This is a genomic window from Pseudomonas artemisiae (genome assembly GCF_057128685.1).
Genome location: NZ_JBSKHS010000007.1, coordinates 26,427 through 42,617, shown reverse-complemented (window position 1 = coordinate 42,617; position 16,191 = coordinate 26,427). Strand labels below are relative to the sequence as shown.

The 16,191-nt window shown below is 61.7% G+C and carries 20 protein-coding genes; 9 read left to right on the top strand and 11 right to left on the bottom strand.

The features are described from left to right. Positions 1–23: 23 nt before the first annotated feature. Both ACWKV4_RS10265 and ACWKV4_RS10260 read right to left on the bottom strand, forming a co-directional pair. Positions 24–395 carry an FxLYD domain-containing protein gene (locus ACWKV4_RS10265; protein WP_483831973.1) on the bottom strand — a complete coding sequence of 124 codons (372 nt, stop codon included), beginning with the start codon at positions 393–395 and terminating at the stop codon, positions 24–26. Between the two features lie 213 nt (positions 396–608). Further along, positions 609–866 (bottom strand): HP1242/YdcH family protein, encoded by a 258-nt coding sequence (locus tag ACWKV4_RS10260; protein ID WP_483831972.1) that lies wholly within the window; start codon positions 864–866, stop codon positions 609–611. Positions 867–1,104: 238 nt separating this feature from the next. Here ACWKV4_RS10260 and rnd point away from each other — a divergent pair, with 238 nt between their 5' ends. The 3 genes from rnd (at position 1,105) to ACWKV4_RS10245 (ending at position 3,569) form a co-directional block, all read left to right on the top strand. Further along, positions 1,105–2,241: a ribonuclease D gene (rnd, locus tag ACWKV4_RS10255; protein ID WP_483831971.1), complete on the top strand. Its 1,137-nt coding sequence runs from the start codon at positions 1,105–1,107 to the stop codon at positions 2,239–2,241. After that, entirely contained in the window at positions 2,238–2,531 is a 294-nt protein-coding gene (locus tag ACWKV4_RS10250) for a YcgL domain-containing protein (RefSeq protein WP_483831970.1), read from the top strand. Before rnd ends, ACWKV4_RS10250 begins: the two co-directional genes overlap by 4 nt. Positions 2,532–2,636: 105 nt before the next feature. Next, entirely contained in the window at positions 2,637–3,569 is a 933-nt protein-coding gene (locus ACWKV4_RS10245; protein WP_483831969.1) for a D-2-hydroxyacid dehydrogenase, read from the top strand. A 5-nt stretch (positions 3,570–3,574) separates the two neighbouring features. Here ACWKV4_RS10245 and ACWKV4_RS10240 read toward each other — a convergent pair whose 3' ends face one another. Further along, complete coding sequence (locus ACWKV4_RS10240; protein WP_483831968.1) at positions 3,575–4,171, bottom strand: nitroreductase family protein; 597 nt, start codon at positions 4,169–4,171, stop codon at positions 3,575–3,577. A 166-nt stretch (positions 4,172–4,337) separates the two neighbouring features. Here ACWKV4_RS10240 and ACWKV4_RS10235 point away from each other — a divergent pair, with 166 nt between their 5' ends. Then, positions 4,338–4,784: a YcgN family cysteine cluster protein gene (locus ACWKV4_RS10235; RefSeq protein WP_483831967.1), complete on the top strand. Its 447-nt coding sequence runs from the start codon at positions 4,338–4,340 to the stop codon at positions 4,782–4,784. Positions 4,785–4,898: 114 nt separating this feature from the next. Here the strand turns inward: ACWKV4_RS10235 and ACWKV4_RS10230 are convergent, their stop codons facing one another. Together ACWKV4_RS10230 and ACWKV4_RS10225 are read right to left on the bottom strand one after the other, a co-directional pair. Then, a complete protein-coding gene (locus ACWKV4_RS10230) occupies positions 4,899–5,270 on the bottom strand; it encodes a YgaP family membrane protein (protein WP_483831966.1) in 372 nt (123 codons plus the stop codon). Positions 5,271–5,331: 61 nt separating this feature from the next. Then, on the bottom strand, positions 5,332–5,802 hold the full coding sequence (locus ACWKV4_RS10225; RefSeq protein ID WP_483832119.1) for an RNA methyltransferase: 471 nt from the start codon (positions 5,800–5,802) through the stop codon (positions 5,332–5,334). A 149-nt stretch (positions 5,803–5,951) separates the two neighbouring features. On the opposite strand from ACWKV4_RS10225, the gene ACWKV4_RS10220 reads away from it, so the two are divergent. Beyond that, a complete protein-coding gene (locus ACWKV4_RS10220; protein WP_483831965.1) occupies positions 5,952–6,194 on the top strand; it encodes a hypothetical protein in 243 nt (80 codons plus the stop codon). A 120-nt stretch (positions 6,195–6,314) separates the two neighbouring features. On the opposite strand, the gene ACWKV4_RS10215 is transcribed toward ACWKV4_RS10220, so the two are convergent. Next, on the bottom strand, positions 6,315–6,779 hold the full coding sequence (locus tag ACWKV4_RS10215; protein ID WP_483831964.1) for a Crp/Fnr family transcriptional regulator: 465 nt from the start codon (positions 6,777–6,779) through the stop codon (positions 6,315–6,317). A gap of 32 nt (positions 6,780–6,811) precedes the next feature. Then, positions 6,812–8,854, bottom strand: coding sequence for a S9 family peptidase (locus tag ACWKV4_RS10210; protein ID WP_483831963.1), 2,043 nt, complete (start codon positions 8,852–8,854; stop codon positions 6,812–6,814). 122 nt (positions 8,855–8,976) lie between these two features. Here ACWKV4_RS10210 and ACWKV4_RS10205 point away from each other — a divergent pair, with 122 nt between their 5' ends. The 3 genes from ACWKV4_RS10205 to ACWKV4_RS10195 are packed head-to-tail and all read left to right on the top strand — an operon-like array spanning position 8,977 to position 10,832. Then, the gene (locus tag ACWKV4_RS10205) at positions 8,977–9,501 is read left to right on the top strand and encodes an MFS transporter (RefSeq protein ID WP_483831962.1); all 525 of its coding nucleotides are present in this window, start codon (positions 8,977–8,979) and stop codon (positions 9,499–9,501) included. A 23-nt stretch (positions 9,502–9,524) separates the two neighbouring features. Further along, on the top strand, positions 9,525–10,301 hold the full coding sequence (locus tag ACWKV4_RS10200) for a class II glutamine amidotransferase (protein WP_483831961.1): 777 nt from the start codon (positions 9,525–9,527) through the stop codon (positions 10,299–10,301). Between the two features lie 9 nt (positions 10,302–10,310). After that, positions 10,311–10,832 (top strand): DUF2937 family protein, encoded by a 522-nt coding sequence (locus ACWKV4_RS10195; RefSeq protein ID WP_483831960.1) that lies wholly within the window; start codon positions 10,311–10,313, stop codon positions 10,830–10,832. 25 nt (positions 10,833–10,857) lie between these two features. Here the strand turns inward: ACWKV4_RS10195 and alkB are convergent, their stop codons facing one another. The 4 genes from alkB to ACWKV4_RS10175 form a co-directional block, all read right to left on the bottom strand. Continuing rightward, positions 10,858–11,517, bottom strand: coding sequence for a DNA oxidative demethylase AlkB (alkB, locus tag ACWKV4_RS10190; protein WP_483831959.1), 660 nt, complete (start codon positions 11,515–11,517; stop codon positions 10,858–10,860). Between the two features lie 3 nt (positions 11,518–11,520). Next, entirely contained in the window at positions 11,521–13,353 is a 1,833-nt protein-coding gene (locus tag ACWKV4_RS10185; RefSeq protein WP_483831958.1) for an ABC transporter ATP-binding protein, read from the bottom strand. A gap of 57 nt (positions 13,354–13,410) precedes the next feature. Then, positions 13,411–13,974, bottom strand: a complete 564-nt coding sequence (locus tag ACWKV4_RS10180) for a peptidylprolyl isomerase (protein ID WP_483831957.1) — start codon at positions 13,972–13,974, stop codon at positions 13,411–13,413. Positions 13,975–14,214: 240 nt separating this feature from the next. Next, positions 14,215–15,135, bottom strand: coding sequence for a LysR family transcriptional regulator (locus ACWKV4_RS10175; RefSeq protein ID WP_483831956.1), 921 nt, complete (start codon positions 15,133–15,135; stop codon positions 14,215–14,217). Between the two features lie 128 nt (positions 15,136–15,263). Between ACWKV4_RS10175 and ACWKV4_RS10170 the strand changes: the two genes are divergently transcribed. Beyond that, positions 15,264–16,118, top strand: coding sequence for an EamA family transporter (locus tag ACWKV4_RS10170; RefSeq protein WP_483831955.1), 855 nt, complete (start codon positions 15,264–15,266; stop codon positions 16,116–16,118). The last annotated feature ends 73 nt before the right edge of the window (positions 16,119–16,191 follow it).

The following is a 16,191-nucleotide window of genomic DNA, read 5'->3' as shown; positions in this document are numbered from 1 at the left end:
CGGTTAACGCCGGCCCTTGATGTTTATTGGGCGACCACAGTACCAGGGTAGGGCACTACAGCGGCGCTTACCGCTACACCCGGATCATGTGCCTGTACCTTGGCGGTGGCAGGGGCGCCATCATATTGCACCGGTTGCCAGATGCGATAGGCCTGGCCAGGTTCCAGATCCGGTACGTCCACGGTCTCACGGGCCACGACCTGATTACGTTTGGTCACTTCCATATCCAAGTAGCCTCCCTGCACGGTGTGATCACTGGTATTGACCACAGTACCAACAATGTTTGTGGTATGGCCGGTGTCTACTAATCGAACGTTGCGAACCTTCAATTCAGTGGCCAGGGCAGGGGTGGCTATCAGGCTTACCAATAACCATGCGATCACGCGTTGTTTCATGACGCTGTACTCCATTGGACGATATATGTCCCAATGATACCTACCTATAAGCACAGCAAAGTGGGGGTTTTGACGGTTTCTGAAAAAATTGTGAAAAACGTCGGAAATTCGTCAAAATCAGAATGACTGGAACCGGCGGGAAGCTGTCGACTTCTGTTCAAAGCAAGGAAGCCGCCCAGCCGTTAGGGGGGGGCAGAGGCGGCTCTGAAGCAATCAGAAATTTTTAGCAGCCCCTTCAGTACCGGGGTATTCGATGGCCTGAACGACCTTGTTCTTGGTGGCCAAGCGTTTTTTCTTCAACTGATTCACTTCGTCGTCTTCTGCGGCGCGGCTTTCAGCGTCGACCACTTGCCGGTCGATGTCTTCATACTGCTCGATTAGGCTTTGCAGGCGCTTGTCAGTCTTGAGCAGTTGGGTCACTTCGTCCTTGGTCTTGCCAAGGTCGGCATATAAATCGTGAGTTACAGGCATTGGTTCACCTCGCGGCGGGTGGATTGAACAAAGCATAGCCGTTTCCACACCTTCGACCCTTCGGCGGTCGGCTTTCGTTCCCTTGGTCGAACGTTCCCATGACCGCCGGTCGCCGACAGCGCCCTTGGCTTTGTCCCTGCCCTGGACCTATTTGCCGGATGCCGCACCTGAGCGCTGCCGGGCTGTAGTCATCCTCAAGCCTGGCGGTATACTGCCAGCATTGTTCGAGGAGAGGCCTGTGGCCATAGCGATAGAGTGGATTCGTGACGACCAGGCCTTGGCGGCCCATTGCGCCGCCTGGCAGGCATTGCCCTTCGTGGCGCTGGATACTGAATTCGTTCGGGTGGATACCTTCTATCCGAGGGTAGGGTTACTGCAGATCAGCGACGGTCATACCGCCGCATTGATCGACCCGTTGAGCATCACCGCTTGGGAGCCACTGGCAACGCTATTGGCCTCGCCTACCGTGGTGAAGGTGCTGCACGCCTGCAGCGAAGACCTGGAAGTGCTGTCCAGGCTAACCGGTCAGTTGCCAACGCCGCTGTTCGACACTCAATTGGCTGCCGCTTACCTGGGGCTGGGCTTCTCCATGGGCTATTCGCGGCTGGTTCAAGAGGTGTTGGGTATCGAATTGCCCAAAGGGGAAACCCGCTCCGACTGGCTGCAGCGCCCGCTGTCCGAGTTGCAGGTCAGCTATGCCGCCGAAGACGCCCTGCACCTGGCCGAAGTCTATCAGGCCCTGCGCCATCGCTTGAGCGACGAGCGCTTTGCCTGGGTGCTGGAGGACGGCCAGGAGCTGACCACTCAGTTCGATCGCGAAATCAACCCCCGTGAACTGTATCGAGACGCCCGCCTGGGTTGGAAGCTCAGCCCTGGGCAGTTGGCGGTGCTGCGCGAGTTGTACGCCTGGCGCGAGGAACAGGCTCGCTTGCGGGACGTACCCCGCAACCGGGTGGTCAAGGAGCAAACCCTGTGGCCGTTGGCGCGCTTCCAGCCAAGCAACCTTACCGCCTTGGCCAAGGTGGATGAAATGCACCCGCGCACCGTGCGCCAGGATGGCGAAACCTTGCTTGAGCTAATCCAACAGGCGGCGCAAACCCCCCAGGACCAATGGCCAGAGCGCTTGCCTGAACCACTGCCCATGGAGGCCGCCGGCGTGCTCAAGCAATTGCGCGCTGTGGGCCAGGCCTGGGCGCAGGAGCACGGCATCGCCCCTGAGCTGGTGTTGCGCAAGAAGGTCCTCGAAGCCTTGCTCCGCAGCGGCTACCCTAACGGGCCTTACAGCCTTCCTGACTCCCTACGTGGCTGGCGCCGCGAGCACCTGGGCCAGCGCTTGCTGGACAGCCTAGCAACCCCCGCAGGCGAACCTTCATGAAACGTATCTGTTCCATCTACCGCAGCCCCAAAAAGCCTGAAATGTACCTCTATGTGCTCAAAAGCGACGCGCTGAAGCGGGTTCCCGAAGGGTTGTTGGGCGCATTCGGCAAGCCCCAGCATGCTTTCGACCTGGTGCTTACACCGGAGCGCGAGCTTGCCCGCGAGGATATCCATAAAGTGCTGGATAACCTTGACGCCCAAGGCTACCACCTGCAAATGCCGCCGCCGGAAGCCGAGTACATCGAGCACCTGCCCGAAGAGCTGCTGCGGCGCAACGACCCGGTCTAGCGCCACCTGCCGTCTGTGCCGGCGATAGGGGAAGGTTTCACCAATCGCTGGCCATTGCCTATTAACCTGCGGCCCTTGCCTCACCGTTATTTTTAAGGTCCATTCATGCGCGTGCTTATCGCGGAGCAGGCTTTCGCTGCCTACGCCGCTTTGCTTGAAAGCAAGGCCCCTGCCTTGCAAGTGTGTACCAGCGATGACTCCGCCGAACTGTCTCGTCAGGCCGCCGACTGCGCTGTATGGTTGGGCCAGCCCGACCTGCTAGCCAGCCTGCTGCGCCAAGGGCATCGCCCACGCTGGGTGCAGTCCACCTGGGCTGGCATCACGCCGTTGCTTGGGATAGGCCTGCCGCGCGATTACCAACTCACCCGCGCTATCGGCATTTTTGGTCAAGTGATGGCCGAATACGTGCTGACGTACGTGCTTGGCCACGAGCGTAAGGTGATGACGCGCCTGGTAAGCCAGGTGGAGCGCCAGTGGGATACCCGCCCTTCAACCAGCGTGGCTGGGCGCAAGGCGCTGATCGTGGGGGTAGGGGACATTGGCGCCAGTGTCGCCCAGTGCCTGGCGGCGTTCGGCATAGAGCTATACGGCATTGCCACTGGCCCTCGTACCCAGGCGCCGTTCAAGGAAATCGCTGGCCTGGACGCGTTGCCGCGCCTGGTGACCCAGGCCGACTATGTGATTAACCTGCTACCAGACACGCACCCCACCCGCGACCTGTTCGACGCGCGACTGTTTGCGGCCTTCAATCCCGAAGCACTGTTTATCAACGTTGGCCGCGGTAGCGCCGTGGTGGACGCCCACTTGGTGCAGGCCTTGCGTGATGGTCACCTCGCCGGTGCGGTGATCGATGTGTGCCGGCAAGAGCCATTGCCTCGCCAGCATCCCTTTTGGACAGCCTGGGGCTTGCTGGTGACTGGCCACAGTGCCGCGCCCACCTCACCGCCCTTGATGGCTGAGCTGTTCCTGCGCAATCTAAAAGCGTTCGAAGCGGGGCAGCCATTGAAAGGGTTGGTGAACTTTGATCGAGGCTATTGAAGGCCTTAGCTGAAGTCGAAGTCCCCACCTTTCGCCAGCTCGCTTACCGGGCGGCGAGGGCTAGGGGTTTCCCGGGCCTGCAGGTACGCGGGCAGGGTGGCCTTGTCGCCCAGTTTGCCCACGGCCACCGCGGCGTGCAGTGCGTAGCTTTCAGGGATATTCAACGCTTGACGGGTTTTGGCTTGATCGAACCCGGCCATGCCATGGGTGTGCCAGCCACTGAGGCTCGCTTGCAGCGCGAAGTACGCCCAGGCAGCCCCGCTATCGAAGGTGTGCCATAAGGCCGGGCTTTCGGCTTCAGCGCCTGGCGCGAGGAACGTGGTTTTCGACAGAATGATCACTACCGCCGACGCGTGCTGAGCCCAAGCGCGGTTGAATTCGTTCAGCAGACTCAGGTAACGGGACCAGTCCGGGGTATCCCGGCGAGCGTAAAGGAAGCGCCAGGGCTGGGAGTTATAGGCAGAGGGCGCCCAGCGCGCTGCTTCAAAGAACCCAAGTAGGGTGTCTTCAGGAATTGGCTCAGGTGTGAATGCCCGAGGCGACCAGCGATTGAGAAAGTGTTCGGCAATGGCGTAATCGGCAACGCGAGGGGTATCGGTCATGGCTTGGCTTCCTAGTAAGAAGCCAGCACGCTACTGATCCGCCTTGGCGTTTACAAGCCCGCTGGCGCCGTCAGTCATTCAGGCTTGGAGTCCAGGGCCTGCGGTACTAGACTTGCGCCGCTTTGCGCCGATGCACTGTCGGCACGCTCTCGTCTCAGGAACGCCCATGGCCGCGAAAGTAGAACCCTTCTGGATGCGCAAGACCCTCGACCAGCTAAGCCCCCAAGAGTGGGAGTCCCTGTGCGACGGGTGTGGCCTGTGCTGCCTACAAAAGCTCGAAGATGAAGACGGCAGTGTGTATTACACCCGCATTGCCTGCCGTTTGCTGGACCGCGACAGCTGTAAATGCAGCGACTACCCCAACCGCCAGGCCAAAGTACCGGACTGTATCCAGCTCACGCCCGACCAAGCCGATGAATTCAAATGGTTGCCCCCTACCTGCGCCTATCGGCTAGTGAGCGAACGCCAAGATCTGCCGCTATGGCACCACTTGGTATGCGGCAACCCTCAGCAGGTGCACAAGCAGCGGGTGTCCCAGGCCGGGCGCATGCTCAGCGAAGACAGCGTAGCGCCTGATGACTGGGAAGAGCATTTGATTTTTCGAGCAGGGTGAGAGGCCTGGCGAAGCCGTAAAATCTCGTAGCAGCGGGCATGGGCCGCGACCGGCTTCAGCACAGTGGTAAGCCTCATCGCGGCCCAGGCCCGCTGCTACAGAGGATGTACGGCGCTAGACCTTAGGGCTATCCAACCCATCATTGCCAGTCACGGTCGCGGTAGTGGTAGCCGACTCAGCGCTGCTTTTGAGGCCTTTGAGCTGGTCACCCGCGCGCTCGATGTTGCCACGCAGGCCGTCCAACTCTTCCCGGCCCTTGGCCAACAGGCTCTTGGTTTTGCTGCGGCCGGTGAAGCCACGGGCCAGTGCCACGCCGCCCAAGGCGAGCTGGATCAAGCCGAACAGGCCGCCGCGACGAATGCCCTTGCCCACCAGCACCAACCCGCCGGCCAGCGAACCTGCGCGCTCCCAGCCGTGTACGTTGGTTTCGGTCGGAGACGAGGTGGGCAGGGCGTCGATAACTTGGCTGATTGGGTCTTTGTTCATGAACAGGGTCTCCTTGGGATGTAGTTAAATAGCTGACTCCCAAACGCGACGGCTGTTCCCCTTACTTGAAGCGTGGCCCGGAACGGGTGTTATTACCCTTGGCCAGGCGGTCGTACAACACCACGTTGACCGTGGCCGCCAGGTTCATGCAGCCCTGGGTCGGAATGTAGATGGTCTCCTCGCACCACTGGCGTAGGTCTTCATCCAGGTTGCCGTCTTCAGGGCCAAAGATATACAGCGCTCGGTCTGGGTGGGTGTAAGTGGGCAGCGGCCGGGCGTCCGGCACTAGCTCGACCGCCACCGGGACGCAGTCCAGGGGCAGGATGGCGCGCAGATCCTCTACCCCGATCAGCGGGATATCATAGTGCACGCGCTTGGTGTCGGTGACAAAGTCCCGCGCCCGCTCGTAACGGCGGCCGGTATAGAACACTGAGTTCACTCCATAGCAGCCAGCGGCGCGCATCACTGAGCCGACGTTCTCGGGGGATTTAGGGTTGTGCAGCCCAATGCAACTGTATCGTTTGTTCGCCACGGCCAGCCCCTGTTGGAAAAACGCGCGATTATCCAAGGGCACGGCGGTGGCGGCAAGCACGTAACGCTTGCCCATCGGCTCAAGCGGCGCTAGCGTGTGCGGGCCCCCCTGCACCGCGAGGCTGTGTTGTGCCGATAACCCGAGCCCTTGTGCTGTTGCTTACCGTTGTGATGGGCCATGCCCAGGCTGCCACCGAGCCCCCAGCCGCCGTCGACCCCGCGCCGCCGGTGCCTGCGGTCGCGCCCGCTACCCCGTCCGTGCAAGGCGCACCTGGCGCCGCCGCCTCCAACCCTACCGCCACGCTGCCTGAAGTAGAGCTGCCGCAACCGCCAGCGGTCAGCCCGGCGGCCGCGCAAAAAAGCAGTAGTGGTGGTGCCCCCTTGGAGGGGTAGGCGCCAGCGAAGCTGGCGAAGGGTTTTAAGACCTGTTCAAGTAACAATGGGCCGCCATGTGGGAGCCAGCGATAGCTGGCGAATGGTTTTCGAGGCCTGTTCGCGAGCTGGCGCTCGCTGCTACGAAAGGCGTTGCCCATCGGCCATGCGCAGCCGCTTGGACAGCGACACGGCCAGGGCCCGTATCACCTTGGCGGCCACCTTAGGGGCTTCAGTCATCATTTTTTCCAGCGAATCCCTGCCCAGGCTCAGCAGCTGGCAATCGGTCGCGGCCGTGCAGCTGGCCGAGCGGCGCTCGCCGTCCAGCACGGCCATTTCGCCGAACGCCCGGCCTTTGCGCAGCAAGGCGATTTCCACCGGGTTGCCGTCAGCGTCGAGCTTGGACACCGAGACGTTGCCGTAGTCGATAATGCACATAAAAGTGCCTGCATCACCTTCGTTGAAGATGCAGGTGCCTTGCGCCATGGACACGAGGCTGAAGTAGCCCGCGGCGATGGCGCAGTCGTCTGGATGCAGTTGATTGAACAAACCGCAATCCATCAACAGGCCGCGGATTTCGTTGTTCAGTGAAGCGGCATGGGCCATGGTCGGACTCTTCGCTGTGACTAATGGGCGGTTTACACCAGTTTCAATACCTTGAATACAAAGCTGTACTCAAGTGCTACATCTCGCAACCCCTGGTACCTGCCGCTCATCCCGCCGTGGCCGGCGCCCAATTCGGTCTTGAGCAGCATCAGCCCGTGGCCGGTATTCAGCTCTCGTAGCCGTGCCATCCATTTGGCCGCTTCCCAGTAGGCTACCCGGCTGTCGTTGTAACCGGCCACCGCCAGCACCGCGGGGTACGCCTGGGCGCTGACGTTCTCGTAGGGGGCGTAGGCCTTGATACGGGCGTAGACCTCAGGCTCCTCGGGGTTACCCCATTCATCGTACTCGGTCACCGTTAGCGGCAGGTCGGGGTCGAGCATGGTGTTGAGGGTGTCCACGAAGGGGACTTCAGCAATGGCGGCGGCGAACAGCTCAGGGCGCAGGTTCAGCACCGCGCCAATCAGCAACCCCCCGGCGCTGCCGCCACTAATCACCAGCCGGTCCGGCCGGGTCACGCCGGTTGTGATCAGGTGTTCGGCGCAGGCGATGAAATCGTTGAAGGTATTGGGCTTGTTGGCCTGCTTGCCGGCGTGGTACCACTGTTCCCCCAGTTCGCCGCCACCGCGCACGTGGGCGATGGCAAAGCCCACGCCACGGTCCAAGAGGCTCAGGCGCGCGTGGGAGAACCAAGGGTCCAGGCTCTCGCCATAGGCCCCGTACCCGTACAGGTACAGCGGCATGGGGGCGCCAATCGTGTCGCGGCGGCGCACCAGGCTGATCGGTACCTGAGTGCCATCGGCGGCAGTGGCCCATACACGCTCGCTCAAATAGGCGTCTGGGTCGAACACGCCTAGCACCGGCGTTTGCTTGAGCACCTGCTGCTCGCCGTCGGCAAGGCTTAACTGGCGTACTTCAGCCGGGCGGTTCAAGGCTTCGTAGCGCAACCGCATCTGCTGGCCGGTGAATTCCAGGGTGTCCTGCACGTACAGGCTGTAGGCAGCATCAGGCAGCCTTACGCGATAGGCCGCGGCGCCATTGGGGTGTACTTGCACCACCGGCAGCCCAGCTTCACGCAGGCTCAGCACATAGGCGTGCTGATTAAGGCTAAAGCCATCGAGCATCACCTGGGGGTTATGGGGCACCAACAGCTGCCAGCTTGTTTCAACGGGCGGCTGTTGGCTGGCCGGGCATTGGTACAAGGCGAAGTTAAGGCCATCGCGGTTGGTGCGGATAAACCAGGCCCAGGCGCCATCGAGTTGCCCATGGTCCACATCATAGTCATGGCCCTCGCGGCGCTCAGCGACACGATGGAAGGCACCCTCGGGTTGCTCGGCATCCAGCACCCAGGCTTCGCTGGTGGTCTTGCTGTTCACATGCAGGATCAACTGCCGCTCGGAACTGGCCCGGTAGCAGTGGAGGAAGAATCGGCCATCGGCCTCTTCGAACACCAGGGCAGCCCCCGGCGTACCCAGGCGATGGCGATACAGTCGATAGGGGCGATGGGTGTCGTCGTGGGTCGAGAAAAACAAGGTGGTGCTGTCATTGGCCCAGGTCATGGCGCCGGAGCAGTGCTCGAAGGGCAGCGCTTGCACATTACCGCTGGCCAGGCATTTGACAAACAGCTGGTAAGTCTCGTCGCCTTGGGTGTCCAGGCTGTAGGCCAGGCGCTGATGGTCAGGGCTGATGCTGAACGCCCCTAGCGAGAGAAAACCGCCATCGGCCAGGACGTTAGGGTCCAGCAGCAGTTGCTCGGTGGCAGGGTCCACGTCCAGTGAGCCATCGGTTGGGCGTGGCGCACGGTAGTGCCGAACATATTCATCGCCGGCGGTGGTGCGCGAGTAATACACCCAGGGCCCCCAAGGGGAGGGCAGGCTCAGGTCGGTTTCCAGCATGCGCCCGCGGATTTCCTCGAACAGTTGCTCGCGCAGGCCTGCTTTATCAGCCAGTTGCGCGTCCAGGTACTGGTTTTCCGCTTGTAGGTGAGCCAGCACGTCTGCGCTGTCACGGGCCTGCAGCCAGGCATAAGGGTCGCTGCCAGCGGCCTTGCGGGCGATGGGGGGCGTAGGCTGTGACATGGTCGAATCCTCATCAGGGCGCGCGGTGTGCGCCATGAGCCTGCAGCCCGGCACCCGGGCACTGCGCCGCAGGCCAAAAGCCGTTATCATAAGCCCCACTTTGCCGCCTTGCCACGAACACCATGACCGAGAACGATTATTACATTGCCTGGGGCCTCTATGCCTTGGCCGCCCTGGGCTGCTTGCTGGTGTGGTTTCGCCTCACCCGCTGGTTGTGGCGTTGGCTGCGCGAGCCGCTGCGTGTTATCGGCGCGGCATTGGTGTGTACGCCCACGGTAGTGGACCCAGCCCGTGAGCAGTTCGCCCCGGCCGTGGCCATCACCGCGCTGGACTTGCTGTTCAAGGTAGCCGACAACGCCTGGCGCGCCGTGTCGGACTTGGCCATGTACACAGTGATCGCCCTGGTGGTGTACGTGGTGTTCGCATTGATCCGCTGGCCGATCGAACGCGCCGCCCGTGCTCGCCGTGCCGAGCAGGCGGCCCACGCCAAGCGCCGTGCCGAGGTGGCCGAAACCGAGGCGCGCGAGTCGGCGGATGGGCTCGCGTCACCCCCCGCGGCGGGGCGTCACAGCGTTGAACCGCCCACGCCGGGCAACCCACGCCGGCCAGCCGATGGCGGCCCGCTGCGGGTCGAACCACGGCTTTAAGGGCAACAGTCAGGGAGCTTCCAATGTGCGAATTGCTTGGCATGAGCGCGAATGTTCCCACCGACATCGTGTTCAGTTTCACTGGTTTAATCCAACGCGGGGGGCGCACCGGCCCGCACCGTGACGGCTGGGGCATCGCGTTCTATGAAGGGCGTGGCCTGCGGTTGTTCCAGGACCCGGCCCCGAGCTGCGAATCACAGGTCGCCGAGCTGGTGCAGCGCTACCCGATCAAGAGCGAGGTGGTGATCGGCCATGTGCGCCAGGCCAACGTCGGTAAGGTATCCCTGGCCAATACCCACCCCTTCGTGCGGGAGCTGTGGGGCCGCAACTGGTGTTTTGCCCATAATGGCCAACTGGCCAGCTTCCTACCCGCGCTAGGGTTCTATCGGCCGGTGGGCGACACCGATAGCGAAGCGGCCTTCTGCGACCTGCTCAATCGAGTACGTTCGGCGTTTCCCGAACCCACGGATTACACCCACGTGCTGCCGGTGCTGGTCGAAGCCTGCGCCAGTTACCGCAAGCTCGGGGTATTCAATGGCCTGCTCAGCAACGGCGATTGGCTGTTTACCTTCTGCACCACCAAACTGGCCCATATCACCCGCCGGGCACCTTTCGGCCCGGCCCGGCTCAAAGACGTGGAGGTGATCGTGGACTTTCAGGCCGAAACCACGCCCGATGACGTGGTCACGGTGATCGCCACCGAACCCTTGACTGAAAACGAAACCTGGCACCGTTACCAGCCGGGCCAGTGGGCCCTGTGGCGTGGCGGGGAATGTGTTGCCGAAGGGCACATCGAATAAGGACGCTCCATGCTGCGAAGCTATCTTCGGTTAATCCTCTTTGCCCTTGGCTTGCTGGTGGGTGTTCAGGTGCCCGGCGTGCTCAACGACTACACCCAGCGGGTCCAGGCCCATTTGCTGGAAGCCGAGCGTGCGTTGCAGGGCTTTAATGAAACCGCGCAGAAGTTCTTCAATGGCGACCTGCAGGCGCTGGTTCAGCACTACCAGAGCAGCGATGACCCTGTGTTCCGTAGCGATGCCCAAAGCGTGGCGGGCCTAGTGACCCGTGAGCAGGCCTTGCAGCGCGAATGGCAGGCCCTTCAAGGCCCCTGGTACCAACGGGTTTGGCATGTGGTCAGCGCCGCGGACCCGCAAATCCGCCAGGAGACCCTCCAGGGCTATAGCTACCAAGTGCCGTTATCGCCAGGGGCCATCATCTGGGGCATCAGCGTGGCTTTGCTGTTGGCTGCGGCCATCGAGTGGCTGATGATCGGAATTGGCTACACCTTCGGCATTCGGCCGCGCAAGCCAATTCCGGAAAGTTGGCGTTAGCCTGGCGGCTCCCTTTGGGTGCGGCTCAGGGCCGTACCTTCCGGAAGGTCAGGTTAAGGCGCCTACCGCCTACCAGAGGATGCTCCCCGGCTTTGACCGGGGCGACCCCATGAAAGCGCAGGCGGTCCTCTCCACCCCACACCACCACGTCTCCGTGCTGCAACGGATAACGCTCCACCGGCGCGGTACGTGCTAGGCCACCCAATTGGAACACCGCTGGCAGCCCCAGCGAGACCGATACAATAGGCGCGGCCAGGTCTTGCTCGTCTTTGTCTTGATGCAGGGAAAGGCGGGCACCTGGCTGATAGGCATTGATCAGGCAGGCATCCGGCTCGAAGGCAGGGTAACCGGCTGCTTCGGCAGCGGTTTGGGCCAGGGTGAGCAATACCTCGGGCAAAGGCGGCCAGGGTTGCTGGCTAAGCGGGTCGTCAGGGGTATAGCGATAGCCACTGGCGTCGCTGGTCCAGCCTAGCCGACCACAGTTGGTCATCGCCACGGACATAATAAAGCCACCAGGGGTAACCCAGTGGCGAAAGGGGCTACGTACCTCCACAGCGCTTACCGCCGCGAGCACCTCATTTACCTGGGGCAGGGCAAAGCCTTCCAGCAACCAAGCCCCAGGCCCCAGCTGCCGACGTTCACCCGCGGAGCGGGGCAGGGCGTCAAACAGGTCAAGGGTAAACATGGGTCAGTCTACACCCACAAAGCCGCCGGTCTGGTGCCGCCACAAGCGAGAATATAAGCCCTTGTGAGCAAGCAGTTCACTGTGGGTACCCACTTCGACAACCACGCCTTTGTTCATCACCACCAAGCGGTCCATCTTGGCGATGGTGGATAGCCGGTGGGCAATGGCGATCACTGTTTTGCCTTCCATCAAGGTTTCCAGGCTTTCCTGGATGGCCGCTTCCACTTCTGAATCCAGGGCTGAAGTGGCTTCGTCCATGATCAGGATAGGGGCGTTTTTGAGCAATACACGGGCAATGGCGATGCGCTGCCGCTGGCCACCGGAGAGCTTGACACCACGCTCACCCACTTGAGCATCCAGGCCCACTCGGCCCTCGGAATCGGTGAGTTGTGGCAGAAATTCATCCGCCTTGGCCTTGCGCACCGCTTCCCACAGTTCTTCATCGGTGGCATCGGGCTTGCCGTAGAGCAGGTTCTCCCGGATGGACCGGTGCAGCAGGGCAGTATCCTGGGTAATCAGGCCAATCTGCTCGCGCAGGCTTTCCTGGCGTACGTGGGCGATGTCCTGGCCGTCGATCAGGATGCGGCCACTTTCCAGGTCGTACAGCCTCAGCAGCAGGTTCACGACCGTGGACTTACCCGCGCCGGAAGGCCCAATCAAGCCAATGTTCTCGCCAGGTGCGATTTCCAGGTCCAGCCCGCTGATCACACGGCCCACTTTGCCGTAGTGGAACTCGGCAGCCTCGAAACGAACGCCGCCGCGCTCAACCTTCAAGGCCGGTGCGCCGGGTTGGTCAGTGACGCTAAGGGGTTGGGCGATGGTCTGCAATCCATCCTGCACCATGCCGATGTTTTCGAAGATGCCGTTGACCACCCACATGATCCAGCCAGACATATTCACGATGCGGATCACTAGCCCGGTGGCCAGGGCGATGGCGCCCACCGTAAGCAAACCTTGGGTCCATAACCACAGGGCAAGACCGGTCGTGCCAACGATCAGTAGGCCGTTCAAGGTGGTGATGGCTACGTCCATGCTGGTGATCACCCGGCTGGCCAGCTGAGTTTTCTCGGTCTGCTCGGTGATCGCTTCGCGGGCGTATTGCTGCTCCAGGTTGGTGTGGGCGAACAGCTTGAGCGTGGCAATGTTGGTATAGCCGTCGACGATGCGCCCCATCAGCTTGGAACGGGCATCGGAGGACACCACCGAGCGCTCCTTTACCCTTGGCACGAAGTACCAGAGCGCGACAATGTAAGCCAGTATCCATGCCACCAGTGGCAGCATCAGGCGCCAGTCGCTCTGGGCGAACAACACCAACGAGCTGATGGCGTAGATGGCCACATGCCAAAGGGCGTCTACCGCCTGCACCGCGGAGTCACGCAGCGAGTTGCCGGTTTGCATGATGCGCGTGGCAATGCGGCCGGCGAAGTCGTTCTGGAAGAAATTCAGGCTCTGCTTGAGTACATGGTTATGGTTTTGCCAGCGGATCATGCTGGTCATCCCGGGGGAGATGGTTTGGTGGACTAGCAGGTCATGCAGGCCTACGAACACCGGGCGGATGATCATCGCCACCACCAGCATCCATACTAGGCTCGACCAGTGTTCGCCGAAGAAACGGTCCGGCGGCGTGCTGTTGACCATGTCGATAATGTCGCTGAGGTAACTGAACAGCGCCACCTCGATCAGGGCACTGATCAGCCCCACCACCAACAAAGCGACAAAGCTGGGCCATACCTGGCGCAGGTAATAGAGGTAGAAGGGTATGACCTTCCCAGGCGGTGCATCCGTGGGGGCATCACGGAACACATCGATCCATTGCTCGAAACGGCGGTACAGCATGAGGCCTCCCCTCTTAATCTGAGAACCGCCCGGTAGCACCGGGCGGTATAACGCGGATCAGTCCAAGCGCTTGGCGGACTTAATCAGGATCGGGTCAACCGGGACGTTCTGCATGCCAGCACGGTTGCCCGTTGGGCTTTGCACGATTTGCGTGACCACATCCATGCCCTTGACCACCTTGCCAAAGACCGCATAGCCAAAATCACGGCCACCGTGGTCGAGGAAAGCGTTGTCATTAACGTTGATAAAGAACTGGGCGGTGGCGGAGTTCACGTCCGAGGTGCGGGCCATGGCCAAGGTGCCAGTCAGGTTTTTCAAGCCGTTGTCGGCCTCGTTCTTGATGGGGGCCTGGGTAGGTTTTTCGCGCAGAGTGGCGTCATAGCCACCGCCTTGCACCATAAAGCCTGGAATTACGCGGTGGAACTGGGTGCCGCTGTAGAAGCCGCTGTCCACATAGCTCAAGAAGTTCTGGGTACTGATGGGCGCCTTCTCGGCATCCAGCTCCACTTCGATCTGCCCCTTGCTGGTGTCGAGCAGCACATGGGGCTTGGCGGTAGGGGCGGCCTGGAGGCTGGCGGCGAACATCAGCGAACAGGCGCAGAGCGCAATGCGTTTGAACATAAGGCAGGATCCTTCGGTTACGGGTTGGCGACAACTGCCGCTAAGCGGCCGCCTCGACGTGAGGCAACGCAACAGAGTATCGCAAATGCCTGTGAGCGCCAGCGCCTAGGGGCAAGCCTGGCGCTGGTGGTCCTGTTATGGACCTTCGCAAACCTAAGGGTGTTCCGCCACCCCTGTAGAGCCAGCAAAGCTGCCAATGTCACTGGTTGTTCACATGCCTTCGCGAGCTATCGCTCGCCCCTACACAGGCGGTAGGTGCTGCTGTGCAGGGGGCAGGGGCGCGCTGTCGAAACTGCGCAGTAACTCCACCAGTATCTGCGTGGCGGGGCCTAATGGTTTTTCCTTGCTGGCGTACAGGTAGAACATCGGGTGGCGTTGGCCTCCCTGCTCCAGCGGCAGGGGCTTGAGAACATGTTCGCGCAGTTGACGTTCGATGGCCTGGCGCGGCAGCCAGGCAAAGCCCAGCCCGCTGCCTACGAAGCTTGCGGCGGTGCCCAGGCTGCCCACGGTCCAGCGCTGCTCGGCACCTAGCCAGCCCACGTCCTTAGGCTTGCGCCCGGAGTCGCGAATCACGATTTGCAGCTGGCTTTCCAGGTCTTGAAACGTGAGCGGGCGGTTGAGCCCGTGCAGGGCGTGATCCGGATGAGCCACGGCCACGAACTCCACGGTGCTCATCTCGGTGCCTAGGTAGCCGGGGATGTTAAGGGCTGTGATGGCCAAGTCGGCCACGCCATCGAGCAGCACATCTTCTACCCCAGACAGCACCTCCTCGCGCAAACGTACTCGGCAGCCCCGGCTTTGCGGCATAAAGGCAGTCAACGCCCCCACCAGGCGGGCGTTAGGGTAGGCGGCATCCACCACCAGGCGCACCTCGGCTTCCCAGCCTTGCTCCATATGTTGGGCCAGGTCCTCCAGTTGGCTGGCCTGTTTCACCAATTGCCGTGACCGGCGCAGCAGCACCACGCCGGCTTCGGTCAGCACAGCCTTGCGGCCGTCGATGCGCAGCAAGGGTACCCCCAATTGTTCCTGCATGCGCCCCACGGTATAGCTCACCGAAGATTGAGAACGGTGCAGTATATGAGCGGCCTGAGCGAAGCCACCGTGGTCTACCACGGCTTGCAGGGTTCGCCATTGATCGAGGGTTACCCGGGGCGCTTTCATTTGAGGCCTTTACGAGGGTTCAAACGGGTATTAAACAACCAATTTGATCCTTTGCCCTTACCCAAAGCGGTTTTTTATCAAGCCACGGTCGGCTGTGGTAAGGTCGCGCGCTTTGCCCGAGGCGCGCCATGGCCTATCTGCTGATCGTGACCCTGATCCAAGCCTTCTCCTTCAGCCTGATTGGCGAATACCTCGCCGGGCAGGTAGACAGTTACTTTGCCGTGCTGGCCCGGGTGCTGCTGGCGGGGTTGGTGTTTTTGCCCCTTACCCGCTGGCGCGCGGTGCCCGGCCCTTACCTGCGACGTATGTTGTTGATTGGCGCGCTGCAGTTCGGCGTGACCTATGTGTGCCTGTACCTAAGCTTCCGCGTGCTGACGGTGCCAGAGGTGCTGCTGTTCACGGTGCTGACCCCCCTGCATGTAACGCTGTTGCAAGACGCCTTGGCCCGTCGCTTTAACGGCTGGGCATTGCTGGCGGCACTGGTGGCCGTGGCGGGTGCGGTGGTCATTCGCTTCGACCGGGTCAGTGGTAGCTTCTTTGGTGGGTTTTTATTGCTGCAAGTGGCGAATTTCACCTATGCCGCCGGGCAGGTGTTGTACAAGCGGCTACAGTGCCAACAGCCGCTTGCCGGCCCGCAGTACCAAGGCTTCGGTTACTTCTTCGCCGGCGCCTTGCTGGTAGCGCTGCCGGCGTTCCTGGCGTTCGGCAATGGGCAGCATCTGCCAACGATGCCGTTGCAATGGGCGGTACTGGCTTTTTTGGGCCTGGTGTCCACGGCCTTTGGCATGTATGCCTGGAACAAAGGCGCCAGCCTGGTACCGGCCGCCAGCCTGGCGGTGATGAACAATCTGCATGTGCCTGTGGGATTGCTGCTTAACCTGCTGCTCTGGAACCATCAGGAGCCCTTGGGGCGCTTGGCGCTCGGCGCAGGGATCATCCTGGGCTCGGTATGGCTGAGCCGACGAGGCGCATTGGCCCGCTGAGCTGAGCCTGTGGCACCGCGGCGCTCGCTTGTACCGCGCAGCTCCGCTACCCTATGCAGTCGTTCCAGGTTCC